Below are 24,839 nucleotides of genomic sequence, written 5' to 3'. Positions count from 1 at the left end.
AACTCAAATAAAACATAAATATTAAGCGACATGAAATGATGTTGATGGTCATTGCAAATCTTTACGTATCCTTTGGCCCTATATCCTTTGGCCCTATTTACATAGGTAGACTAAGCTGATCATGACTAGACTGGGTATAGACTAAAAAGTGTTTTCTCGATTTATTCAAGGCAAACCCGATGCACAAAAAAATTATTCAAATCTCATCTCACTTTAACCCTCGATCAGATATCCATGCCCAAACAACACACAAAGATAATATGACTAATTGGGACGTTAAAAAAATACCCCTAACGCTCAGCCTCTTCTACCTTCCGCCTTCAGTGCAATAAACACAACGCCATCACCTATACTTGTTCAGACGCGTTTATTGCAGACCAAAATTATGAGTTCATCATGAGTATACGTTATCTTGCTTCGCTATTTTTTATCATTACTGTTTTCACCATCTCCCACAGTGCCGCCAATAACCTTGTACTCAACGGAGGCTATACCTTACAACAACTTAACGAACCCCTATATACCGCCGCTTTATACGTGGATAAAAAATCCGACGATGTAAATTACATTCTGGAAAGCTCCACACACAAAAAAATAGTACTGGTGGTGGCAAAAAAAAATTGGAAGCGAAGAGCATGGACACGCTATTGGAAAGAACTTCTCACCATCAACAATACTAGAGAAATCGACCAGCAGTCTGCAAGCGCACTTAGCCAGTTTTTCAATCTCGCCAAAGAGTCATTACATGAAGGGGATGTTGTTAGTTTAACCTACACACCACAACTTACCACGTTACAACTCAATGAAGATACCGTTTACACAGGCACGAAAAGCAACTTTTTTTATTATGTGGTAAAAGGCTGGCTAGGCGATGTACCACCGTCCAAGGCATTCAAAAATAGTTTATTAAATGGCGAGCAGGATTCTGACTGGCTTACAACAAAAAATATTTTATCTTCAAACCGCATTGCTCAAGGCAGAGAGAATATTTATTCAGTTTGGCAAAAAGCAGAACAACAATCAAAACGAGAATCAGAGAGAAAGTTAAAAGAAGTTAAACGTCGCCAACAAGAAAGGTTGGCTCAAGAAAAGGCTCTGAAAGAAGAAAGACAACAGCAATTGGCAATTCAAAAGAAAAGACAAGCTGAACAAAAACGATTGGCTGAAACGGAAAAAACTCAACAAAAAGCCATCAGACAAGACAACGAAGAACACAAAGCCGCCACTCTGATTTACATGAGAAAATTAGTCCAATGGCAAGTACAACGCTATGTTAATCATCACACTGAATTTCCTTTCTGGGCAAAAAACCTTCCTGAGAAAGGCCAAGTAGATGCCCAAGTTATTTTAGAAAAAAGCGAAGGGTTTACTGCAATCCCCCAAACAGGAAAAGAAGATATTTTCTTTCAGGAGCTGAAAAAAACCATTCATGAATCCATTGATCATATTTGGATTCCAAAAGATATCGATATCAATGACCTGTTTTTTGACATCCAATTTTTATTTTCAAAAAACAACAAACCTCAACCGACACTCATTCGCCCCAGTGCGCCTGAGAAAATCATCATAGACCCAGCAGGAGAGACAGAACAAGCAAGATTACTTGGAATTTATCAAGAAGACCTGAAATCACTGGTGATAGAACAGATAAAATATCCGCCTCAAGCGGCGATGATGAGAGAAAGAGGAAAGGTGTCAGTTGAATTTACCGTTAACAAATGGGGAGAAGTGATCAAAGTCGACTTTGTTAAGTCTGCTAGAAAACCTTATTTCAACTCCGCTATAGAGAAAGCCATTGAGAATGCCGCCCCTTTTAAAATGCTTCCACTACAAGTCAACACAGATAACATAAGTATTCAACTTCAATACCAGTTTAAATCTTGATAGGGCATTACTTTATTAATTCGGCGAAAACTACGAAGCAATGTAATAAACCCCTCTATGACAACAAATACAAGCTGTACTAAGAGGGGCTTACACTCCTACACATTCATTCAACAATGAGTCAATTTGGTGAACGAATAATTAATGCACTAAACGAATGCACTAAACGAATGTACTAAACGAATGCACTAAACGATTAGTTGCTACAACCAGAGCGTGCCACACCACTTCCTACGGCAACACCGGTTTCAGTCGTAATACACTGCCCTGGTGCTTGGGCATCTTGTATTTTTACGGTGATATTGTAGGTTTGGCTTGGGTCAACGGAGAAATTATGAGACCAACGTCCGTTGCTGGTATCGCTCGGCGCACGGCAATCATCATTCAGACATAAATAAACCCAGTCTGCCGTATGATTTGTTTGTAGATGATATACCGTACCATCTTGCTCAATACCAAAAGCATAAGGTGTATTACCTGCTCCAGAGCCACCGTTACCGCCAGAACCATTTCCTGAACCTGAGTTGCCATCACCTGGATCTGTATTCCCAGGGTCATCATTAGCCCCACCCGGATCACCATCACCAACTGACGGATCGCTATCGGTTGTTGATAACACAACTTCATCCAGTGCGATATCGCCTCTCCAGCCGCCATCAGCCGTTGCTAAGAATCGAACCTGAACCTCATCCCTATAAGCACTTAAGTCAACACTTTCAGAAAACCAACGGTCACCTTGCCCGCCAGACTCACTCCACACGGTTTGCCAAGCGCCATAGGATTCTCTTACTTGCACCTCCAAGGTTCCAATATTTCTGCCTCTCATGTGGTAAGAAAAGCTCAGGTTCAAGTTGTCGGCGGTAAAGAGGTTAGTCGTCTCTAATGTAGCGGTTTCACCTGCATAGAAAGCGCCACGGCCATCAGAGGTTTCCAGGTAAGCGTAGTAATTGCCATCTACCGCACCGCTTGGACCAGTACTACTGGAAGGCGTCGTACCAGAAGTAAGAGTAAAGTCGAAATCATCGTCCGCACCTTGGGACCAGTCGCCAGTCGATGCCCCTTCAAAGCTGGTCGCGGCTAATATATTAGTGGAGCCATTACCACCACCGTTGCTCCCGCCACCATCATTACCACCGCCATTATTACCGCCACCATCACTAGGCTGGTCATCCAGATATGGGGCCACTAGGCTATAAAACTGATCAACACGAACACCGTTATTGGTACAGCCGCCATAATGGTGAAGACCAATGACTTTATTGGTAGAAGAAGCGATAACAGGCGAACCAGATGACCCTCCTTCGGTATCACAGTAATACCCGATATCACGGCCACCAAAATCGTTGGTGCTATCAATTTCGCACAATCCATTATTCTGATCACTGAAAATAGATAAGCGCTTAGGAATACCACCCGGATGTTGTGGAATGTAGATGTTCTCACCCAAAACTGGGGCACGATTGTCTAATTCATACGCACCAAACTGCGCAATGGTATCGGCATTATTTAACGTCACTAAAGCCATATCATGGTATTCGCTGACCGCCAAAAGACGATCTGCTGTCACCACAACGCGACCGCTGTATGGGCTCCCTGAACCTTCACAGTTGTTGTATTGATAATTAAACCAAATTTCTGCTGTATCTGTGATAGCTTGATTACTGAGGCAGTGCTCATTGGTAATTAAGGTATCGGGATTCGGCCCCACGCGCCAACCAGTACAGGTATAGGTTGAACCACCTTCTTGATAAATCACTCTGGCGGTTGCTGTCGAATTCGCATATTCGGTTGGATTCGAGTTGGAATAGCAGGCAACATTCACATGATCTTCTGCGCCACAAATGGATTTTGTGACAAACTGATTCTCTTGCAACGCTTTCTGGCTTAAACCATAGCTGTATTGATCTATCACAACCAAATCAGAATGGTCTGCGTCTTTCGTTTTTCCAGAAGGGCCACGCAAACGAACCACAGCGGTATCCCCTAAAACGGAAATGGCCCAAAAACCATCCACTGGAGCTGAAGTGTTTGTTCCACTCGGGTACCGAAATGTTTCATTGCCTTGCGAATCCGAAATAGTGATAAAATCACCATTGGCTAAATTAATTTCTGATATATGCAATTTTATGAAGGTGGCGCCCGGGTGCTTAATAGTTTTGTCCCGGCGAGGTGAGGAAGGGTCAATGACACGAGTGATCTCTTCCGTCTTGCCAATAAGCTGCGCTTGTTTTTTTACAGAAACATCCACTTTTTCAACAGCTGCATTTTTTTTAATCGCAGAATGTTTTGGAGTCACCGCAGTGATCTCTGCAATCGCTTTTTCGTCAGCAGCAGTGCTTTTATTGACAACAGGTGAATCCGCAAAACTACTCACACTGGCGATACTCGCAATGATACCCATCAAAATAGGTTTTCGTGGCATTTTTACGGTCTTAGTGAAAGACATAACCCCTCCGACAATGAAAAGCCTTTTTAAACTGGCTTTAGTTGAGTTTAATAAGTGTTTCTCATTGCAGAAGGTGTATCACTTAAATCAACAATTAACATTTCTTTAAAGCGGCTTCAAAAGTAACACACACTACAAGTAAGAAGACAGCTTACCTATATCGGAGTAAATATCTCGCCAGACATTGTCTTTCGCAACCGAAAAAAGCACGAAATAGGCAACCCAAGGCCCTCTTCATCAAATGGTGAGATCCGGCTCTCAAATTAATAAAGACCTACTACTCATACTGCTCTATCAATGGTGATTAAATAGTCAAATCAATCCCCATCTCAAAGGTTGAAATCTGTATTAAAAATAATCGCACCTTCATTATTTTTATTCTTTTCACGACAACACGCTTGTCATAAATTAGTTTATGTAAGGATACGTGCTCATTTTTAAGATGTGCAGTTGATTGAAAATATGCAAATAAAGAGAGAACACCAGAGGAATAAAAGTTACTTAAGAAGCATGTTCAGAATTCTCTTCCAAATTCATCAGCTCTTTAAAAGGTGCGAAATCCATCAATGGCTTCAATGCAAGATCGGAAAGAATATCGTCTCGATAAGATTCTGATTGTGCTAATGCGTCCTTTAAACAACGCACAGCATCATCAAAAAAGCCCAATGTCGTATACGCACAAGCTAACTGATAAAACGCATGGCTGTTATTGGGATCAATCGAGAGGGCTTGACGACATAAGTTCGCTGCCCATTGTGGCTCATTTAATTCCAGTACCGCATCAGCTTTATAAGTTAACGCCTCACAATCATCGCTGCGAATGTTCAAAATTTCATCATAAATACCAATTCTTGAAACAATGTTATTGTCTTGAGCGGCTCGTAGCCAAAGGGATTGCACCTCTCTAGCTTTCTCAATTTCTTCACGGTTTTCTTCAATTTGGACTGTTTCTCGATGCAATTGCGCTTCAATATTGGCAAGACGAGTTTCATACTCGCTGATAATGCGATTAATTTCGTTATCCGCATAGGTATGTAAACGCTCTTTTACATCTCGAATGGATGTCCATCCAACAATCACCAAAACGGAACTGGCAGCGGCAATCACATAGAAAAAATAAGTGACCGTATCCGTAGCATAAGTAATCGCCCTATCCACCGCATGCATTTCACGATCAACCACTTCCCGAACCAACTCATTTTTTTGAGCCGCCATATCAATACGAACCTGTCGCAGTTCATCCAATAGGTAACGCTCAATAAAAGGAGAATAAAGGGGTTCTTTCAGCTGCCCTACAACGTGTTCCAGCTTAGCCTCTGTTGTATTCGGCTCTGTAGACAATGCCATGGCACTCGATGACTCACCTCGTGCAACAACCACAGATGAATCAATCAGGGTAGTGGTTGATGGGGTAGTGGTTGATGGGGTAGTGGTTGATGGGGTAGTACTTGATGGAATAGTGCTTGATTGACTAGCGCTCACCTGCCCCAATACTGGCGAGAATACAGCCATGCCTAAAAAAAGCCCAACAACCCACCGAGACAAAGAAGATAGAAACATCACTGCACCTTTGATAACCAAACACAATTATTAACTAACATGTTGTTTTTCTAACATATTACCCGCTAAACATTAGCACAGAATGTTATTATTATTGGCGCTAAATGCACTTATGGCTGGATATTTGCGGCTGTCAAAGTGCATAAAATAAAAGCAAAAAAGAGGCAGACAGTGCAGTAGCAGGGTAACAGAAGAGTAAGAGTAAGAAAGAGGCTAACCCACCCAGCAAAGTCATAAGAAGACGAACTGGACAATGAAAGGCGGGCAAACTTGTCGAGTCGTACCGACGAAGGTACTCTCTCAGTTCAAGCTAGGTGGGAACTGATGGGGTTGATGCATATGATATTTCTCAGCAGGCTGAGTCAACGTTAAACGTAAACGCTCATACAAATCATTTTGTGGATTATAATTTCGAGCCACATATTGATGACCAAAAAAATTGGCAATAGTATTAGTATAACGCCAACAAATTGGACGCCCCTTAGCAAAGTCTTGTAGGTACTTTCGGCTTGGTATTTGGCTTTTCATATGAGCCTCCAGTTCGCAGCTGGAAATCAACCCCTCTTCCACCAAATATTCACCTTGAGCATATTGGCGACGAACTGAGGCGGCAACATGCTCTGCCAAATCACGCCAACTATAGACTTTCACATAATCTGCAATGAGTTTTTGTAGTGTATGATCCAATTGAGCAGGAGAACTCGAAATTGGAAAGTCATGAGGTGATGCTTGCATACCAAAATCCTTTTACTCTCGATTGAAACAACTATCAGCGTTGTTAATGAACAATCTTAGTTAATAAATAATTTTAGTTAATAAACCATTTTAGTTAATAAACAACCTCAGCAACAAACGGTATCAATAAGTGAACGGCCTTTGTGTGCGAGCCAGTTACGTTTACCATCCTAAATTAATCAGTAGGCGCTTGCTTACTTAGTTTATTGTAGCTGTTTTTCACGCTTGTGTGGCTACTTTTGTAGCCACACACTAACTATGGCAATGGCAAGACACTAAGGTCAATTCTTTTTTAAGAAAAAATAAGCTTTGGCATCATTACCCTTAAAGCCGACACCTATTTCATCATTATCTGGAATTTTTGCTGTTCCAAAAATCGAATCCCAAAAGATCGTGGAATAGTTGTGCCTATGAACGTCTACTTCATGGTGAACTAAATGCATAGACGGTGTTTGAATAAAGTACCCTAACCATTTAAATCGCTTGTTTAAACGAATATTGCTGTGATGAAAGGCCTCCAAACAGCCTTCAATCGTTAACGCCACACAGATTACTTCAAAAGAGGCTCCAAATAGATAGCCTAATGGTAAGATATAGGCAGAATTCACAAACATTTCCAAGGGATGTCGGTACATTGACACCCGAGACTCCATGTGTTTCGGGCTGTGATGGAAACGGTGAATATACTTCCAAAGGAATCGATTAGAATGCTTAAACCGATGCAACCAATAACCTCCAAATGAATACAAAAAGAAAAAAATCACTCCCGCCGCAACAGGGTTATCAATTTCATTTTGAGGTGACGGATAATAAAGCATTACACAGCGTAACCACACTGCACCAAATAAACAAACCAACACCCATAAATGATCGTAGTGTTTTTGACGATCAAATATTTGGTTAGGAAAAAACTTTTCCAGGATTGTAAAAATCAGCAATACAAAAAACTGAACAATTGCTAAATCCATCAACATAAATCAAACCTCTTATTTATCGAGTGAAAAGGAGCACACATTGTGCGCTAATTTACTCAATTAAGGCTTGCTTAATAGATGATTTAGGCGCCATTAAAATTATTTAATCTCAAAAACACTTCAAATAAATTTACGAATTAACACCTCATAAAAAAAACAACATCCATACCTCAAACAATTAAAAATAAAAACAATGGCGACAATTGTAGCCAATAATTTTCAAAACAATCAAAAGCCTTTGTTTCTTAAAAAATCCAAAAGCCAAATCAAGGAAGATCAAAAAACAACCAAACAGTATTCAGACTTTTAATAAAAGCAACAACTATACTTAAATCAGAATAATGATAATGAACACCCTTTTCTTATCACGCCTTCACAACATCCTAAGAGTTAATTAATAAAATAATGCCTTTGCCTTTATTAATAAATCAAGGCAACAATAAAAATATTTAAAAATAAAAATCTTGAAAAGGCTTAATATCTGAAAAACAAAAAATCAATTTTTATCAAGTTCAAAAAAAATTAAATGTAAAAAGCATACTATTTTGGACAAATCCAATAACAGGGAGGCATTTGCACACACTCAATGTGATTTCAACCCTAATTCACATTGAGTACACGCAAAGCAGAAAGAAGAGTTCTAAAATAGGGGGCGATAGTAAGAGGCCATGGCATCATGATAACCAATCTCACGACCGTGGGAGGCTTGAGCTTTTTTAATATCATTCAAGGCATTGCCAAATAATGATTCAAATGTTGAATTCACACCGCCATCAGCAATACCGGAAGAAACACCGAACTGAACACGATCCGTATGAGACACCAATGTTTCCTGATCAAGAGCATGTTGCAAACGTGCAACAATAACACGGCCCAACGGCAGATCAACTTCAGCTAAGAATAGGCCAAAGCGAGTATCTCCCACGCGAGCCAAGATATCATAGGGACGAATATGGTCTTGAAGAAGTTGCCCAATTAATACCAGAACAGCATCCCCACCACCCCGACCATGCTTGTCGACAATGCGTGAGAAATCATTCAACTCAAATAGTGCCAAGCAAGCCGGTACTTTCGCCCTTGTACAACGGTTAAGCTCTGCTTCTACATCTGTCGAAAACGCATTAATATTGGGTAAGCGTGTTAAATCATCAACCATAGACAACTGCGATAATTTACGAAGCTCATACCCCATATGCTTCTCTCGGTTCTTATGCTGAGAAATGTCTTTCAATTGAATCAAAACACATCCATCAGCATGAGTTTGCTCCGATACTAAATAACAACGGTCATCCTTAAATTGCAGCTCATACCACCGAAAGGGTCTACTACGACGACTCTTGTGAGAAAACTCAAGCCATTCGTCTACACTAAGGTTATCCAGCTTAAGGCCATGTTCATCCAAAAAAGAGGCGCGCATAAGCTCACTAAATGTCAAACCCACCGTCGTATTTTGAGGCTTCTTAAAGACATGCGCAAATGCTGGATTGCAAAAAACCAGAGTGTCATTCGTATCGTAAAAGGCATACCCGTCCAAACTTTTTACGATGAATTGATCCAGCACTTTTCCAGCATCCGGCCCATAGTGCCTTTCAAGGGTGGTAATTAAAGATGGCGTCGAGGCACCCACCTTACGAGAGGTAAGGGGTAAACTTGATTTAAGGTGAGAAGGCTTTGTGTGTTCCGGTACCGAGGGTTGCATATGCACCTCCTTGCATGCACCAATACTGCGTTTATTTTCCTTCAAGAGTATAGCAGTAACTATCTGCCATTCATGGTCAATTCACAACCTTTCAATCCACCCATAACATTTCACCCATCTATCATTGGTAACCTACCTGTGAATCCTTCCTACTGCCGTTCAGTGCTAGCCACAAAAAGTGTAATCCATATGACTTTAGAGCAAAGGAAGATCCTCAATTAATTTGAAAGCATTTCAGATTAATATCCGCCCAAAAATAAATTAAAATAATTTTTTTAACTTCTAAAATTATTATGCTATTTGCATATGCTCTTCTGACGTTAGAGAAACCACCCGATTTTTACCCTGCCGTTTGGCCAAATACATAGCAGCATCCGCTCTTGCTACCAACAATTGCGGTAAATCTTCTTCCGTCAGCTCTGCCACACCAATACTCACACTTTTTTTTACTACCTCTCCTGGCTTGGGCTCAAATTCAATGGCTAATACGGCTTTTCGTATTCGCTCTGCAATTGTATAAGTGGTATAAAGATTGGTTCTGGGTAAAAGAATTACAAATTCTTCACCGCCATATCGAAAGGGTTTATCTATTTCACGCAACACGGCTTTAATTTCATGCCCCATTGCCGCAATAACTTTATCACCTTCAATATGCCCATAGCGGTCATTGTGACTTTTAAAATCATCAATATCCATCACAATCAGGCTTAAAGATAATTGATAGCGACGAGCCAAAGCGATTTCGCTCGACAGCACATTAAAGAAATATCCACTATTATATAGCCCCGTTAAAGAGTCAGTGATACTGAGTTGTTTGTATTTTTTTTCGCTCTGCAACAAGCGATGATTGGCCAAACGGTATTCTTCCCCCCACAGGTAAAACCCCAAGGTCATCATCAACATCCCTAAAATGTAACCGATATTTTCCTGTGCACTTAGAAATAATGAATCTATCTGAGTAATTTCATCAATAAGATCTGGAACACCTGAAAAAAACAATAAAACAAATCCTAGAAATAACGGCCAAAAGACTAAATCAGACAACCGAGCTCGCAGAATGACAACAATCAAGACGATATTAAACAGTAAAATAAACGACTCACTGATGATATCAGTCCATGAAAGGTCCACCTTGAATTTAAAGTCCAAACTAAACCAATACACTAATTCTAAAAGTGTTATTACAATACATAGAATAATCGCAGTGTATCGGTAGCGCATACAGAATCTCGCGTTAAATCTGGATAAAATTCTAAAATATCAAATATATGGATGACGTATTTCTTTAGTATTGAATAAAACCATCAGAGCTGCCACCGATAGAATGCTACTGAAAGTACCTAAGGGTAGGGTAATGAAACACCTTCTTTTCGCCTCACAAGATTTTCAAGCACTAACCTTGACGAAAGCACACATTGACCCGCACTCACATTCTCCAATCCCAATAAAAAAGCCAGAGGATAACCCCTGGCTTTTTATGTATTTAAAGATGCCTGTATAAGACAGAAAAGCTCAAAGCCTATTAATCAAAACTTGCCTCATCTCGATCAAAACGCGTATCGGCCATGGCGGCCATGTAGATAAAAGCTGCATAGGCTGCCACATTCTGATTCAGCTCATCGGGGTTAATTTTATCGAGCGTATCATTGGGAGTATGATGAAGATCAAAATAATCCCACCCATTTTGCATCAAACCCACAACAGGTACCCCCGCCTCACGCATTGGAATCATATCTGGCCCACCACTGGCCTGATTACTGCCAGGCGCAATACCCAGTGGTGCTAAAACAGCCTGCATTTGTGCAATCGCCTCAAGCCCCCCCTGGCCAACACGACTGTCAAAACGCCAGATTTTCCCAGCACCAAAATCAGATTCAGCAATCAGCACATGATTTTTAAGCTCCGCTTTATGCTGCTTAGCGTACGCCCGTGCCCCAACAAGCCCCACTTCTTCAGAGCCAAACAAAACCACTCGAATGGTACGATCAGGGGCTTTTCTCACATTGTCCATCAATAACTTCGCTGCTCCCATGACGATGCCTACGCCAGCACCGTCGTCTACAGCACCCGTACCCAAATCCCAGGAATCCAGATGGGCCCCAATCAATACAATTTCTTCCGGTTTTGTACGCCCCGGAATTTCTGCAATGACGTTTCCAGACTGTGCGCGGGGCCGAGACTCGGTTTTGATGGTCATTTTGACTTTAACGGGTTTGCCTCGTGAGGCAACACGAACCAACTGATCAGCATCCGGAGCCGATAGTGCAGCGGTAGGCACACTCGGTTCGGTACGATTTTCACCACTACGCATTTGCCCTGTATGAGGGAATCGTTGCGCATTGGTTCCTACAGAGCGAATGAGCGCCCCCACAGCACCCACCCTTGCACTTTCATAGGCTGTTTCACGACGCTTAGCTACGGCAACACGGTAACCTGAGCCATCTTGTGTACGAGTCATCAACTCATCGATGAATACGACTTTTCCTTTAAGACCACCATCTTTAACGGCTTTCAAGGCTGCCAGATTGGGAAAAATCGCTACCTCTCCGGTTACACCACCATCAGGTGTAGACACACTACCGCCGAGAGCAGTGACATATAAGGGCTGAGGAAAGGGAGACACTATCTCAGCGGATTCAACCTGACGCTCCCACCAAGGAACATCAAACGGATCCACTCGAACATTTTTAAACCCCATTTTCTTGAATTTCTTAACCGCCCAATCCCTCGCTCTGGCTTCTGCTTCACTGCCCGCTAATCTGGGCCCGACTTCCGTCGTTAAAGACTCCACTATAGAGTACGCCTGTGATTGTGACGCCTTATCCATTAAGTCATTAGCGATGGCCTTCGTCTTTTCATCAATCGCTTGCGCTCCAACCAAAGTGGCAAATGAATACAACGCCGCTCCAATTAGAAACTTATTTATTCCCATACCCTCTCTCCTAACTACTTTATAATATTTTTATTTAGATCGACTCTTTCTTACAAAACTGCCTGAATCAAGAGTTTACTTTTTCTAATTCACTCGTCTTTAATTTTTCACCTGCAGCATGAGCAGAAGCATTACGATGCTCCCAAAAATCTGCATTGCTAATACCCAACTTCTTAGGATCAAAGGAATACCTGTCTTTTCCTGAACGCTGCTGAGATTCATAGTCTTTAAGCGCTTTGATAGCGGGCTTTGCCATGAAGAAAATAATGATAATGCCAATGATGTTAAGCCAAGCCATTAAACCAACACCAATGTCACCAAGTCCCCAGGCCAGATTAGCGGTTTTAACAGCCCCATAGAATGTAGAGCCAATCAAACCCACTTTAAGCAATAACGTTAAGCCTGGAACTTTAATAGAACGTTGTAGGTAGGTCACGTTCGTTTCAGCGATATAGTAATACGCCAAAATCGTAGTGAATGAAAAGAAGGTTAAAGCGATGGCAACAAAGATGGTTCCCAAACCTGGAAAAACACTTTCAATAGCAAACTGAGTAAAGGCAGGGCTATTAGCAGCCACCGATGGGTCTAGGTTTTGAACCAGCCAAACACCTTCTCCGCCCCCTTGCACATTATAGGTTCCAACGATCAGAATCATGAATGCTGTAGCAGTACAAACAAACAACGTATCCACATAAACCGCAAAAGCCTGCACTAGCCCCTGCTGCGCAGGATGATCCACTTCAGCGGCAGCACTGGACTGCGGCCCCATGCCCTGACCCGCTTCGTTAGAATAAACCCCACGCTTCACTCCCCAACCAATCGCCGCACCGAAGCCCGCCATAGGGGTAAAAGCATCATTGAAAATCATCGCAACAATACCAGGCAATTTATCGATATTTAAACCGATAATGACAAAAGCAACGATGATGTAACTTACCGCCATAAACGGCACAACAATTTGAGTGAAATTAGCGATGCGTTTAACACCACCAAAAATGATGCACGAGAGCGCAATCACAATACCGGTAGCCGCAACCAACTTAGCAGTACTAATATCACCGCCATTGGTACTCGCTCCAAAGGCCAGCTCTACAGCATTACCGATACTATTGGACTGAGCACCAGGCAATAACAAACCCGTTGCAATAATGGTTGCAATAGCAAATACCCAGGCATACCACTTCTGCCCCATGGCTTTCTCAATGTAGTAAGCAGGGCCACCACGATATTGCCCTTCGTGATTTTCTTTGTAGATTTGACCAAGCGTACACTCAATGTAAGAGGTCGCCGCTCCTAAAAACGCCACCACCCACATCCAAAAGATTGCACCGGGCCCACCAAATCCGATGGCGGCTGCCACACCTGCAATATTACCCGTACCAACACGACCGGAGAGGGAAATCGTTAATGCCTGAAATGACGATACCCCCGCACTGGAACTTTGAGAAGATCCAATGAGGCGTAACATTTCTTTGAAATGACGCACTTGGACAAAGCGCGTTAACACCGAGAAAAATAAACCCGCCCCCAAGCACAGATAAACCAATGCCGGGCTCCAAATAATACCGTTCAAAAAATTTACTGCATCTTGCATAAAAACGCCTACATAGTTTTTATTGGTTACATGAGTGATTGGAATCGTTTATAAAAAGGCTATTCCAAGCGACTCAGCATCTTGAAGGATCTTATTTTGATTGCTTGCGGGTTTCAAAGCTACCGAATATTTTCCTAGTGAATATCTTGCTCAGTTCACAGCTCAATAAGAAGGCAATCAGGTCAACAAGAGGCCAACACTGCACTCAAAACACACCTTATGTCATCTCAAACGTTTCACAGTACAAACACCACAAAAGACCACGACGATAATCATCAAGCAGACACCACCGCTAATCTTATGAAAAGCGTCTGCCGGTGCACCACAGAACAAACCCGTGTACTCAAAGTGATCATTTCGGGAGGATGGCCATCTAGCCACAAACCTTGGGCACTCAATTCAGAAAAACCGTATTTAAAAGAATGAATACCAAAAAAGGGATAAAATTGATCGCCTAAAACAACATTTTTTCAGTAAAGAGCACTTTTTGTACCAAATAGAGCGCTTGTGAACGAAATTTTCACTTTAGTCTCGAAAAAATAAAGATTTCACTTGTTTATAGCCGGACTTAGCAATAAAGTAGTCGCGTTGTGTTTAAATTTCGGTCAAGCTTTGTAATACTGCAACACGTTACACCTCGCTTAGCCGTGCCATGCATCGGGGAAGCAGTGCCACGTCCTGTGTTAACGATAAGCCGTATTTAAAACCAGCACCAACGCCTTAGGGCAAAACAAATACAGTTACAGGATAATCTCCATGTCAAGAACAACCGGTACCGTTAAGTGGTTCAACGAAACTAAAGGCTTCGGATTTATTTCTCAAGAAAATGGCGCAGACGTTTTCGTTCATTTCAGCGCTATCTCTGGCGATGGCTTCAAGACCCTTGCAGAAGGTCAACGTGTCGAAATGACCGTGACTGATGGCAAGAAAGGCCCTCAAGCCGAGAATGTTATTGCAATCTAATCAGATTGGTTAACGACTCTCAAAAAGCCCGCTAGGCTTAAATCTGGCGGGCTTTTTTGTTTTTAAGACCAAAAAAACTAACTATTTAGTTAATAATTTATGCACACTTCTTAATCGTGCGCACTAAGCTATAAACAATAAGACATAAAACGACAAATACACGGTAGAGAAGAGAAACGACAGAAGTGCTTACACCGCCGAAGCACCTAATTTAGAGGCACCCAACTTGTCAGTGCCACCACATCGCGACTGATTATTTAAACAAGGGCAATTAATCATTACAAAACAGTAAAGACGGAGACCAGCTATGATTCGTGCGATCTTTAATCGTAAAGGGGGTGTTGGGAAGTCAACCATTACGTGTAACTTAGCGGCAGTGGCGGCACATTCCGGGAAAAAAACCATCGTCGTGGATCTCGATCCACAAGGTAATAGTACGAGCTATCTCGGTCACGATGGAAACGATGACATTGTTGGTATGTCCGAATTTTTTTCATCACAAATTAGCTACTGTTTTCGCGATTTTGAGCCTGACGATTACGTTCGCAAAACAGACTTTGAGAAATTGTTTCTGATTTCCGCCAGCAGCGAATTGATCGATCTCGAATCTAAGCTCTCAGCCAGACATAAAATTTATAAACTGCGTGAATTTCTCCATAAATTGACCCCAATTTACGATGAAATCTACTTAGATACCCCACCGGTATTAAACTTCTACTCTCTGTCTGCCTTGATTGCCTGCGACGCCTGTTTAATTCCCTTTGACTGCGACGTCTTTTCACGAGATGCGCTGTTCGACTTAATTAAAAATATTGAAGAAGTCAAAGAAGATCACAACGATAACCTCCAAGTAGAAGGCATTATCATTAACCACTTTAACGCTCAGGCACGTTTGCCCAGTGAATCGGTAGAAGAATTGGCTAACGCTGGGCTACCGATTCTGACGCCCTACATTTCCACATCGGTCAAAATTCGAGAGTCCCATCGTGATCACACCCCAATGATATTTATGGCGCCTAAGCACAAAGTGAGTTTGGAATTTTTATCGCTTTATCAACGTATCTCTGGCATGAAAGAAGAGGATATAGGCATCCCCCCCACCGATGAAAAAATCAGCGAGGGAGCGAAAGTTGAACATGAAAGAAACATAGAGATTGCAAGCGTATAAACGCCAATATTCTACAAAGGTTTTTTCATCAATGATTGCTTAACCAACAATGACTTACCAACAATAACTTCACCAACGCTTACTCTACGAGCGTTCGCCTTATTAACGTTGAAGTAACTCTGCTACCAGCGGTGCGTAATAGGTCAAGATGCCATCCGCACCCGCTCGCTTAAACGCCAGCATAGATTCCATAACGGTTTTATCTAAATCTAACCACCCATTCTCTGCGGCGGCTTTAATCATGGCATACTCACCACTGACCTGATAAACAAAGGTAGGTACGGCAAACTCCTGTTTCACACGGTGCACAATATCCAAATACGGCATCCCCGGTTTCACCATGACCATGTCTGCCCCTTCAGAAATATCTAGGGCCACTTCATGCAACGCTTCGTCTGAATTTGCCGGATCCATCTGGTAAGTTTCTTTGCTACCGCCTTTCAAATTTGCTGCAGACCCAACCGCATCTCTAAAAGGGCCATAATAGGCAGAAGCGTATTTGGCAGAGTACGCCATAATTCGCGTGTTGATAAACGACTCTTCCTCCAATACCGATCGTATCTCACCAATCCGGCCGTCCATCATGTCTGACGGAGCCACCACATCGGCACCAGCCTTAGCATGAGACAAAGCTTGCCGTACCAAGGTTTCCACCGTGCGATCATTAAGAACATACCCAGATTCATCAATAATGCCGTCTTGACCGTGGGTGGTGAACGGATCTAAGGCCACATCCGTCATCACACCCAATTGCGGATAGGCCTCTTTCAGCGCAGCCACAGCACGTTGCGCCAACCCGTCAGGGTTATAAGCCTCCTCTGCCAATTCACTCTTTAACTCAAGAGGCGTAACTGGGAAAACCGCCAACATGGGAATGCCCAACTCAACCCAGCGGGAAGCCGCTTCGACCAGTAAATCAATACTCATTCGCTCAACACCCGGCATCGACACTACTGGCTCACGACGCTGTGTGCCCTCAAGCACGAAGACGGGATAAATTAAATCGTTGGTGGTTAGGGTATTTTCGCGCATTAAACGGCGAGAGAAATCATCGGCTCGCATACGGCGCAACCGAGTTATAGGAAAATCACGCATAAATGACTCTTTTTACTTTCATGATAAATGCTTTACTGGGGGCTTTCTGACAACGCTTTTCGAAAAGCGTTTTTAAAACCCTACGTTCAATAGTCTTTAAAAGCTATCACCTTAGACTTTTCTGGGCAAAAAACACTCAGAAATAATCAATAATCAGAGATTTTTGTCAGTAGCTTGTTCGCTTGTATGAGGAATATAAACTCGGAAGCAACTCCCTTTTCCAAACTCCGATTCAACCGATATGCTTCCTCCATGAAGCGTAACCATTTCATTCGTAATCGCAAGACCCAACCCCGTGCCATGTCCCACTTTAGACTCACTGTTTTGATCAAATTGTTCAAAACGTCGAAATAAACGGGAAAGGTCATGTTCTTGAATTCCGATACCAGAATCGGAGATAGAAAGAGTAATGCCCGAACTAACCTCACTCAATCTGACTTTTACAAAACCTGCCTCAGTATATTTAATCGCATTACTGATTAAGTTAATCGCAATTTGCTTAAAGCGCAGTGGATCAACCATACAATAGATGAAGGGGTCTAGCTCTGTTGTCACTTTTAATGATTTCTGTTCTATATGCTCGGCAAAACTTTCAACCACTTCTTGTACGATCATCGTCACATTGGTTTTTTCTTTTTTCAATTCAAACTTATTGGCATCTATTTTCGATAAATCTAAAATATCATTAATCAGCTGCAATAAATGATGGCCATTATTATTGATAATTTTCAAAGATTCTTCTAAACGCCCTGTCAGCGACTGATGACTTCTTAATAAACGCTGAGAAAAACCAATGATTGAGTTTAAAGGCGTCCGTAATTCATGAGACATATTAGAAATAAAAATAGACTTGGCTTGACTCATCTCTTCAGCCAATTGCCGCTGTTGTTGCAACTCTGACTTGTACTGCTCTTCTTCCGTCACATCCATGTTGACCCCTAACATACGAATGGGCTCACCATTGCCATTACGAAAGACGCTTGCACCGGCAGCAATGTAACGAACAACACCGCCTGGTGTGATAATACGAAACCGAATTGAGAATTCTTTTTCCCCCTTCAATGCCAAATAATATTCATTCACCGCTCGATCTTTGTCGTCGGGGTGCAAACAGGTCTGCCACATTGAATATGTTTTTTCTGTGCTCTTCGCATCGACACCATAAATGGCATACATGCGCTCATCCCAAATTAAATGATTGGCAGGTACATCGAAATCCCAAACACCAATATTACCGGCTTCACAGGCAAGCTCTAAGCGCTCTTTCAAGGCCTCAACGGCTCTCAACTCTTCCACTTTTTTGGTAATATCTTCAAAAGAGCCGTACAAACGAACGGCCTTTCCATTTTGCGTTTCCGAATTTGACATGGTCCGCACCCAGCGATGATTTCCCTTCGCGGTAATAAAACGTAACTCCAAGTCATAAGCTTCCCCTGTTTGCAATTGTCGATCAATCGCTTCCGTTAAAATAGGGATGGATTCAGGATGATAAAAACTTAACCCCTCCTCTAACCGTGGGTGATAAGTTTTGGGGTCGGTCTCGTGAATACGATGAACCATTTCACTCCAGTACAGCTCTTTCGTGTCTAGGTCGACTTCCCAGAACCCCATATTCGTTGCCAAACTCAGCTTATCTAAGTAAGAATCTTTACGGATAAATTCGGTCACATCCGTTGCCACAAGGTAGGCATGGATAGCCTCTTTTGAATTAGAACTTACCGTCGATTTTGAACAAACCACATCTGCATAAGCACGACATTCCAACCAACGATAATTCCCATAGGCTGAACGGATACGTGCCGAAAAAGACCGCTGTTGACCCACACATTGAAAGAGTAACGTCAATACCTCTTGAACCCGAGCTTGATCATCTGGATGAATGAACCTAATAAAAAGGGTTGCCTGGGGGCTTTGGTTATCAACCCCTAAAGCCGCCTGCCATGACTTATTTAACCTAACGATCTCTTGAGCTGATGATAATTCACACAACAGCTCAGAAGACAATTCAAAGAAAGGATCATGTTCTAGCGACATTTCAATAAGCGCCCAAGGGCTACCTCATTCAACTAACGTTTAGGTCTTACTAAATTCAATCCATACAACAGGATATAGTCAAGAAAACTGTGCGTTCGGGCAGCAGCTAGAACACATTGAATAACCAGAGCGATAAAAGCGCCATCTTATGCACATCTTGATGGAACAACTCATCCGTTTTAAAAGTAATTCACAATTTCTCTGCACAGACCTGACAATAAACTGTGGATGAAATCATACAACCGTCATATTCACGAGCTCATAACAATAAGGCTGTTTTTTATACAAATTTAAAACCATACGCTCTATTAAGATGATCTCAGTGCCAATCATTTACGTATTATTACCATATTAGGTAATACTTCATTAAAAAGGGCATCGATCTTACTGTAGATACGCTATGATGGGGTCGCCGTTAAAACAAACCAAAACATTCGGCAAGCCTTGGCTATTCAATAAGGTCATTTAGAACTGAATTGCGTAGCGAAGTGTGTGGCTTGGCTCGTGCCACACTTTTTTGAATAACTATTTTTGAATAACGGTTTGTGATTTGTTCCTAACAAGTGGTTCTTAACTGAGGTTTCAGTATTCATCAGTTATTGGCCATTTCAACCGAACTTAAGATCAAACACCTTGTGTATCCACTGAAAGCGAGGGACGCTGTTTTTATGATGGAGTTATATCAATTCCCACTTTCCCATTATTGTGAAAAAGTCCGTTGGGCACTGGACTATAAAGGTATCCCTTACCACGCGGTGAACCTACTGCCCGGTTTTCATCTGAAAATGGTGAAATCCATTAGCCAGCAAACTTCCGTCCCCGTTCTCACTCACGAAACCAAAGTCGTGAATGGTTCTGGACGCATTGTCAGCTATTTGGATGATCATAATTTTCCCCCTAGACTCACCCCGGAGAACTCCGAGAAAAAAAGAGAGGCATTGGAATGGGAGCGGCTTGCCGACAATAATATTGGCCCGCATGTTCGCCGCATTTGTTACTTTATACTTTTAAACCACCCCTCTAGCGTCATACGTATGCTGACCTACAACCAACCATGGTATAAGGCTTTCTTTTTACGACTGATTTTTCCAAGGTTAAAAGCCAAAATGCAAAAATACATGGCCATTAACCTGGAAGAAACGGAGAAATCGCGTTTAATCTTAATCGAACAATTGGAAAAGCTTCGCGAAGCGCTAAAGGAGCAATCTTTTTTAGTAGACAATACCTTCACCCGTGCTGACCTTGCGGTGGCGGCGTTACTGGCACCACTGGCAATGCCCTATAACTATGATATTCCTTGGCCAAACAAAAACGTTAGCGAAGAACTTCAACATTATATTCACGGGTATGAAGACATCATGGAGTGGGTGAGAGAAATCTACGATCAACATCGACCTTAATTAAACAAGGTTGTGCTTAAAAACGCCGCTTGCGGCGTTTCAACAAACTTGATGAAGCACTTTCTTAAAGAAACATTTCTGCTAAACGCGAACCTGGGTCATCCGCTCGCATGAACGCCTCTCCCACCAAGAAACTGTGCACATTGTGGCCTCGCATGGCAGCAATATCGTCCGTAGTATGGATACCACTCTCTGTCACAATGATTTTTTCTTCTGGAATCTGGCTCAGCAAATCAAAAGTGGTGTCTAAGGTCACCTCAAAGGTGTGTAAGTTACGATTATTAATGCCAATCAAACGGTTGGGCAACGCCAAAGCATGTTGTAACTCTTCCCCATTGTGCACTTCAACCAAAACATCCATGCCCAGCTCTGTTGCCAAATGATTCAGTGAAGCCAGCTTCTCTGGGCTAAGACAAGCCACAATTAATAATATACAATCGGCCCCAATCGCTCTGGCTTCGTAAATTTGATACTCATCAATAATAAAATCTTTACGAATAACTGGTAAAGATACAGCTTTACGTGCATTGATTAAATACTCATCACCGCCCTGGAAAAAATCCACATCAGTGAGTACAGACAAACACGCCGCACCACCTTTTTCATAACTTTGCGCAATAGCAACAGGATCAAAATCTTCACGAATCACCCCTTTACTGGGTGACGCTTTTTTCACCTCTGCAATCACTGCCGCTCTTCCCTCGGCAATTCGATCTGAAATAGCATTGACAAAACCACGTGGGGTTTCCTGTTCTGCCATCTTTACCTTAAGCGCCTCAACAGAAACGCGATGTTTTCGCTCTTCAATTTCTTGCCATTTTCGATCGACAATTTTACGTAATACCGTGGGTGTGTTCATGGTTTATCCGATTTCTTAAACTGATGGCACAAAAGCTACCAAATAATTTACTCAAAACAATCTATAAAAAATAATGTATAAAAAACAATGATCATCAAAAAAGTAGCCCTATTTATGCTGTTTTCAACAATCCAGTAAAACTGACCAATTCATTCAGTTTACTTTTTGCTAAGCCGCTGCCAATCGCATCTTGTGCCATCAATACGCCTTCTTTCAGTGAACTTGCCACACCCCCAACGTAAATAGCCGCTCCAGCATTCAATGCAATAATGTCCGCAGCTCGTTGCGAACGTTCATCTTGTCCTTTTGTTAACGCCGATTTAATCAGAGACAAGGACTCTTGGGCATTTTCTACGCTTAAACCATCTAATGTTGATGAAGACATCCCGAAATCTTCTGGCGTAACGGAATACTCAGTAATCTCTCCGTTTTTCAACTCAGCAATGTGCGAGGGAGAAGCTATGGATATTTCATCCAGTCCATCTTGGGCGTGCACAACCAACACGTGTTCACTTCCCAAACGCTTTAAGACCTCTGCCATGGGTTTGCACCAAACGGCATCAAAGACACCTATAACCTGGTGCTTTACCCCTGCTGGATTTGTCATCGGCCCCAATAAATTAAAAATAGTACGCAAACCAAGTTCTCTACGCGGCCCAATCGCATGTTTCATGGCGCTATGGTGGGCGGGGGCGAACATAAAACCAACACCCAATTCCTCTACACACCGCCCCACTTGCTCAGGCGTAAGAGACAGGTCCACACCTGCAGCCTCTAGTACATCTGCACTGCCAGTTGAACTTGAAACAGAGCGGTTACCGTGTTTTGCCACACTCCCACCGGCCGCCGCTACAACAAACGCCGCTGCAGTGGACACATTGAATAAATTGGCACCGTCACCACCGGTACCACAGGTATCCACAAGGCAGGTATCAATGACATTGTCGTTCCCTATAGAGACTTTCGCCGCCAGTGTCCGCATCACTGTTGCCGCTCCGGTGAGCTCATCGATTGTTTCGCCTTTCAGTCGCAAGGCAATCAACAACGCTCCGATTTGTGCCGGTGTGGCCTTGCCTGTCATCACTTGTTGCATCACAGCGATCATGTCGTCAGTAGACAGTGATTGACCACTCACAAGATGATTAAGCGCTTCTTTAATTTCCATACTGATCTCCAAATGACACAGGCAACATAAGTGACAAGAAACATAAGTGACAAAAAACATTTCAGGCGATTCACGCCCTTTGATGACAAACGACCTTACCTAAGATGCGGTTAAAAAGTTATTTAACAAGTCATGACCATGTTCCGTCAGTATTGACTCTGGATGAAATTGCACGCCTTCTATCGCCAGGGATTTATGGCGTACCCCCATGATTTCATCCATTTCCCCTTCTTCGGTCTCAGTCCAAGCGGTGATTTCTAAACACTCAGGCAACGTGGTTTTATCGATCACCAACGAGTGGTAACGGGTCGCCCTGTAGGCATTGGTTAACCCTTTGAAAACGCCTTGGTCAATATGATGAATTTGAGAAGTTTTACCGTGCATCACAGATTTCGCGCGCACCACTTTTCCTCCAAAGGCTTGTCCAATGCTTTGGTGTCCCAAACAAATACCAAGAATAGGGATTTTTCCGGCAAATTCATGAATCACACTGATGGACACTCCAGCTTCATTTGGAGTACAGGGGCCGGGTGAAATGACAATTTTTTCTGGCTGCAACGCAATGATTTCATCCAATGTCAGTTCATCATTGCGAATCACTTTCACATCCGCCTTCAGCTCGGCCAGATATTGCACGACGTTGTAAGTGAAAGAATCGTAGTTATCAATCATTAATATCATGGTGTTTTCCCCCCTCAGGCGCTTACGACAAAACCATATCCACTGCACGAAACATCGCGCGTGCTTTGTTCATGGTTTCTTTCCACTCCAACTCAGGTTTAGAGTCGGCCACCACACCGGCACCGGCCTGCACATACAACATATTATCTTTAATAACGGCTGTACGAATGGCAATAGCGGTATCCATATTGCCACACCAGCCGATATACCCTACGGCGCCACCGTAAATGCCACGTTTTTGAGATTCGAGTTCATCAATGATTTCCATCGCGCGAATTTTTGGGGCCCCCGACAAAGTGCCGGCCGGTAAGGTCGCACGCAGTACATCCATCGCGCCCAATTCAGGCTTGATTTGTCCCGTGACATTGGAAGTAATGTGCATCACATGAGAATAACGCTCCACCACCATTTGCTCGGTCAATTGAACCGTACCCACTTGGGAAATACGCCCGGCATCGTTACGACCAAGATCAATCAACATTAAATGCTCGGCAATTTCTTTCGGATCTTGCAGCATCTCTTGCTCAAGCGCCTTGTCCTCTTCCTCGGTTTTCCCCCGGCGACGTGTGCCCGCAATCGGCCGGACGGTAACTTCTCCGTTTTCGAGGCGGGCTAAAATCTCGGGGCTGGAACCCACAACGTGATGATCGCCCAAATCCAGAAAATACATATAAGGGGAAGGATTCAAGCACCGTAGTGCACGATACAAATTCAGAGGTTCGGCTTCAAAAGGAATGGACAATCGCTGAGACAACACCACCTGCATGGTATCGCCCGATAAAACATAAGATTTGACAGCCTCTACAGCATCAAAAAAATTCTCTTTCCCAAAACTTGAATGAAATTCCTCCTCGCGGGCAGCTTCACCACTTAGCTTCATGGGGGCAGTGGCAGGTACCGCTAATCGAAGCTTGCTTTCTAACGCATCCAATCGTTGCAGTGCTTTCTGATAAGCGTCTTCCTGTGCCGCATCCGCATGAACAATCAGTACCAACTTGCCTGATAAGTTATCGAACACCAGAATTTCATCCGATACCATCAGTAAAATGTCCGGCGTCCCCAATACGTCTTCATTCACACCTGCTTTTAACTTTGGCTCGACATAGCGTACACAGTCATAACCAAAATAGCCTACTAAACCGCCACTGAAGTTAGGAAGGTCAGCTAGCGCTGGTACGTTAAAACGGGATTTAAACGCCTCAACAAACGCCAATGGATCTGACACCGATTCAGATTCAACCACCATACCATCAGTTTCGATCACCACGTGATCGCCAAATGCCTTGAGTACGGTCGTGGCCGGCAAGCCAATAATGGAGTAGCGCCCCCACTTTTCTCCCCCTTGCACGGACTCAAATAAATAAGAATACGGGCCTTGGGCAATTTTTAAATAACTGGACAAGGGGGTATCCAAATCAGCAAGCACTTCTCGCTGAACAGGAATGCGATTGTAGCCTTCGGCGCACAACTGCAAAAAAAGTTCTGGCGTCATAGTTACACCTTAATTTAGTTACACCTTAATTTAGTTACACCTTATTTGATTGTTACCTTTCACAAACAGTGTGGGTATCGATAACAACACTTATTGGTAACAACATTTAATGGCGTATCAATGAATTTTCACTGTGCCATGCCAACACTTGAATGTGT

The 24,839-nt window shown here is 42.8% G+C and carries 18 protein-coding genes; 4 read left to right on the top strand and 14 right to left on the bottom strand.

Translation table 11 applies throughout. The annotated features are described in order from the left end of the window. Positions 1–396 precede the first annotated feature (396 nt). Entirely contained in the window at positions 397–1,884 is a 1,488-nt protein-coding gene (locus LU351_RS11295; RefSeq protein ID WP_232594177.1) for a TonB family protein, read from the top strand. Positions 1,885–2,080: 196 nt separating this feature from the next. Here LU351_RS11295 and LU351_RS11290 read toward each other — a convergent pair whose 3' ends face one another. The 8 genes from LU351_RS11290 to LU351_RS11255 all read right to left on the bottom strand — a co-directional run bounded on the left by LU351_RS11290 (position 2,081) and on the right by LU351_RS11255 (position 13,824). Beyond that, positions 2,081–4,330: a trypsin-like peptidase domain-containing protein gene (locus tag LU351_RS11290; protein ID WP_232594176.1), complete on the bottom strand. Its 2,250-nt coding sequence runs from the start codon at positions 4,328–4,330 to the stop codon at positions 2,081–2,083. Positions 4,331–4,831: 501 nt separating this feature from the next. After that, positions 4,832–5,890, bottom strand: a complete 1,059-nt coding sequence (locus LU351_RS11285) for a TPR end-of-group domain-containing protein (protein ID WP_232594175.1) — start codon at positions 5,888–5,890, stop codon at positions 4,832–4,834. Between the two features lie 300 nt (positions 5,891–6,190). After that, a complete protein-coding gene (locus tag LU351_RS11280; protein ID WP_232594174.1) occupies positions 6,191–6,625 on the bottom strand; it encodes a hypothetical protein in 435 nt (144 codons plus the stop codon). A 281-nt stretch (positions 6,626–6,906) separates the two neighbouring features. Continuing rightward, on the bottom strand, positions 6,907–7,599 hold the full coding sequence (locus LU351_RS11275) for a sterol desaturase family protein (protein ID WP_232594173.1): 693 nt from the start codon (positions 7,597–7,599) through the stop codon (positions 6,907–6,909). Between the two features lie 640 nt (positions 7,600–8,239). After that, positions 8,240–9,298, bottom strand: a complete 1,059-nt coding sequence (locus tag LU351_RS11270; protein ID WP_232594172.1) for a GGDEF domain-containing protein — start codon at positions 9,296–9,298, stop codon at positions 8,240–8,242. Positions 9,299–9,589: 291 nt separating this feature from the next. Continuing rightward, the gene (locus LU351_RS11265) at positions 9,590–10,429 is read right to left on the bottom strand and encodes a GGDEF domain-containing protein (protein ID WP_232594171.1); all 840 of its coding nucleotides are present in this window, start codon (positions 10,427–10,429) and stop codon (positions 9,590–9,592) included. 391 nt (positions 10,430–10,820) lie between these two features. After that, on the bottom strand, positions 10,821–12,230 hold the full coding sequence (locus tag LU351_RS11260) for a M28 family peptidase (RefSeq protein WP_232594170.1): 1,410 nt from the start codon (positions 12,228–12,230) through the stop codon (positions 10,821–10,823). Positions 12,231–12,297: 67 nt separating this feature from the next. Next, entirely contained in the window at positions 12,298–13,824 is a 1,527-nt protein-coding gene (locus LU351_RS11255) for an alanine/glycine:cation symporter family protein (RefSeq protein WP_232594169.1), read from the bottom strand. Between the two features lie 756 nt (positions 13,825–14,580). Here LU351_RS11255 and cspE point away from each other — a divergent pair. Together cspE and LU351_RS11245 are read left to right on the top strand one after the other, a co-directional pair. Continuing rightward, on the top strand, positions 14,581–14,787 hold the full coding sequence (gene cspE / locus LU351_RS11250) for a transcription antiterminator/RNA stability regulator CspE (RefSeq protein WP_232594168.1): 207 nt from the start codon (positions 14,581–14,583) through the stop codon (positions 14,785–14,787). 307 nt (positions 14,788–15,094) lie between these two features. Then, a complete protein-coding gene (locus LU351_RS11245; RefSeq protein WP_232594167.1) occupies positions 15,095–15,955 on the top strand; it encodes a ParA family protein in 861 nt (286 codons plus the stop codon). A 102-nt stretch (positions 15,956–16,057) separates the two neighbouring features. Here the strand turns inward: LU351_RS11245 and hemB are convergent, their stop codons facing one another. Both hemB and LU351_RS11235 read right to left on the bottom strand, forming a co-directional pair. Further along, positions 16,058–17,050 carry a porphobilinogen synthase gene (gene hemB, locus LU351_RS11240; protein ID WP_232594166.1) on the bottom strand — a complete coding sequence of 331 codons (993 nt, stop codon included), beginning with the start codon at positions 17,048–17,050 and terminating at the stop codon, positions 16,058–16,060. A 153-nt stretch (positions 17,051–17,203) separates the two neighbouring features. Beyond that, a complete protein-coding gene (locus LU351_RS11235; protein WP_232594165.1) occupies positions 17,204–19,084 on the bottom strand; it encodes a PAS domain-containing sensor histidine kinase in 1,881 nt (626 codons plus the stop codon). A gap of 668 nt (positions 19,085–19,752) precedes the next feature. On the opposite strand from LU351_RS11235, the gene LU351_RS11230 reads away from it, so the two are divergent. Then, the gene (locus LU351_RS11230) at positions 19,753–20,484 is read left to right on the top strand and encodes a glutathione S-transferase family protein (protein WP_232594164.1); all 732 of its coding nucleotides are present in this window, start codon (positions 19,753–19,755) and stop codon (positions 20,482–20,484) included. 64 nt (positions 20,485–20,548) lie between these two features. Here LU351_RS11230 and trpC read toward each other — a convergent pair whose 3' ends face one another. The 4 genes from trpC to trpE form a co-directional block, all read right to left on the bottom strand. Then, a complete protein-coding gene (gene trpC / locus LU351_RS11225; protein ID WP_232594163.1) occupies positions 20,549–21,343 on the bottom strand; it encodes an indole-3-glycerol phosphate synthase TrpC in 795 nt (264 codons plus the stop codon). Positions 21,344–21,455: 112 nt separating this feature from the next. Beyond that, the gene (gene trpD / locus LU351_RS11220; RefSeq protein WP_232594162.1) at positions 21,456–22,508 is read right to left on the bottom strand and encodes an anthranilate phosphoribosyltransferase; all 1,053 of its coding nucleotides are present in this window, start codon (positions 22,506–22,508) and stop codon (positions 21,456–21,458) included. 99 nt (positions 22,509–22,607) lie between these two features. Further along, a complete protein-coding gene (locus tag LU351_RS11215) occupies positions 22,608–23,189 on the bottom strand; it encodes an anthranilate synthase component II (RefSeq protein ID WP_232594161.1) in 582 nt (193 codons plus the stop codon). Positions 23,190–23,211: 22 nt separating this feature from the next. Beyond that, complete coding sequence (gene trpE, locus LU351_RS11210) at positions 23,212–24,681, bottom strand: anthranilate synthase component I (RefSeq protein WP_232594160.1); 1,470 nt, start codon at positions 24,679–24,681, stop codon at positions 23,212–23,214. Positions 24,682–24,839: the final 158 nt, after the last annotated feature.

This window comes from Marinibactrum halimedae (genome assembly GCF_021234875.1).
In the GTDB taxonomy this organism is placed as follows: Bacteria; Pseudomonadota; Gammaproteobacteria; order Pseudomonadales; family Cellvibrionaceae; genus Marinibactrum; species Marinibactrum halimedae.
The sequence above is the reverse complement of the archived record's forward strand: the minus strand, read 5'-3'. Positions and strand labels throughout refer to the sequence as shown.

Coding starts and splice junctions, on each gene's coding strand:
- cspE (WP_232594168.1), top strand. CDS start 14,581: ATGTCAAGAACAACCGGTACCGTTAAGTGGTTCAACGAAACTAAAGGC.
- LU351_RS11275 (WP_232594173.1), bottom strand. CDS start 7,599: ATGTTGATGGATTTAGCAATTGTTCAGTTTTTTGTATTGCTGATTTTT.
- LU351_RS11295 (WP_232594177.1), top strand. CDS start 397: ATGAGTATACGTTATCTTGCTTCGCTATTTTTTATCATTACTGTTTTC.
- LU351_RS11260 (WP_232594170.1), bottom strand. CDS start 12,230: ATGGGAATAAATAAGTTTCTAATTGGAGCGGCGTTGTATTCATTTGCC.
- trpD (WP_232594162.1), bottom strand. CDS start 22,508: ATGGAAATTAAAGAAGCGCTTAATCATCTTGTGAGTGGTCAATCACTG.
- LU351_RS11270 (WP_232594172.1), bottom strand. CDS start 9,298: ATGCAACCCTCGGTACCGGAACACACAAAGCCTTCTCACCTTAAATCA.
- LU351_RS11255 (WP_232594169.1), bottom strand. CDS start 13,824: ATGCAAGATGCAGTAAATTTTTTGAACGGTATTATTTGGAGCCCGGCA.
- LU351_RS11245 (WP_232594167.1), top strand. CDS start 15,095: ATGATTCGTGCGATCTTTAATCGTAAAGGGGGTGTTGGGAAGTCAACC.
- LU351_RS11230 (WP_232594164.1), top strand. CDS start 19,753: ATGATGGAGTTATATCAATTCCCACTTTCCCATTATTGTGAAAAAGTC.
- LU351_RS11215 (WP_232594161.1), bottom strand. CDS start 23,189: ATGATATTAATGATTGATAACTACGATTCTTTCACTTACAACGTCGTG.
- LU351_RS11290 (WP_232594176.1), bottom strand. CDS start 4,330: ATGTCTTTCACTAAGACCGTAAAAATGCCACGAAAACCTATTTTGATG.
- LU351_RS11285 (WP_232594175.1), bottom strand. CDS start 5,890: ATGTTTCTATCTTCTTTGTCTCGGTGGGTTGTTGGGCTTTTTTTAGGC.
- hemB (WP_232594166.1), bottom strand. CDS start 17,050: ATGCGTGATTTTCCTATAACTCGGTTGCGCCGTATGCGAGCCGATGAT.
- LU351_RS11235 (WP_232594165.1), bottom strand. CDS start 19,084: ATGTCGCTAGAACATGATCCTTTCTTTGAATTGTCTTCTGAGCTGTTG.
- LU351_RS11280 (WP_232594174.1), bottom strand. CDS start 6,625: ATGCAAGCATCACCTCATGACTTTCCAATTTCGAGTTCTCCTGCTCAA.
- trpE (WP_232594160.1), bottom strand. CDS start 24,681: ATGACGCCAGAACTTTTTTTGCAGTTGTGCGCCGAAGGCTACAATCGC.
- trpC (WP_232594163.1), bottom strand. CDS start 21,343: ATGAACACACCCACGGTATTACGTAAAATTGTCGATCGAAAATGGCAA.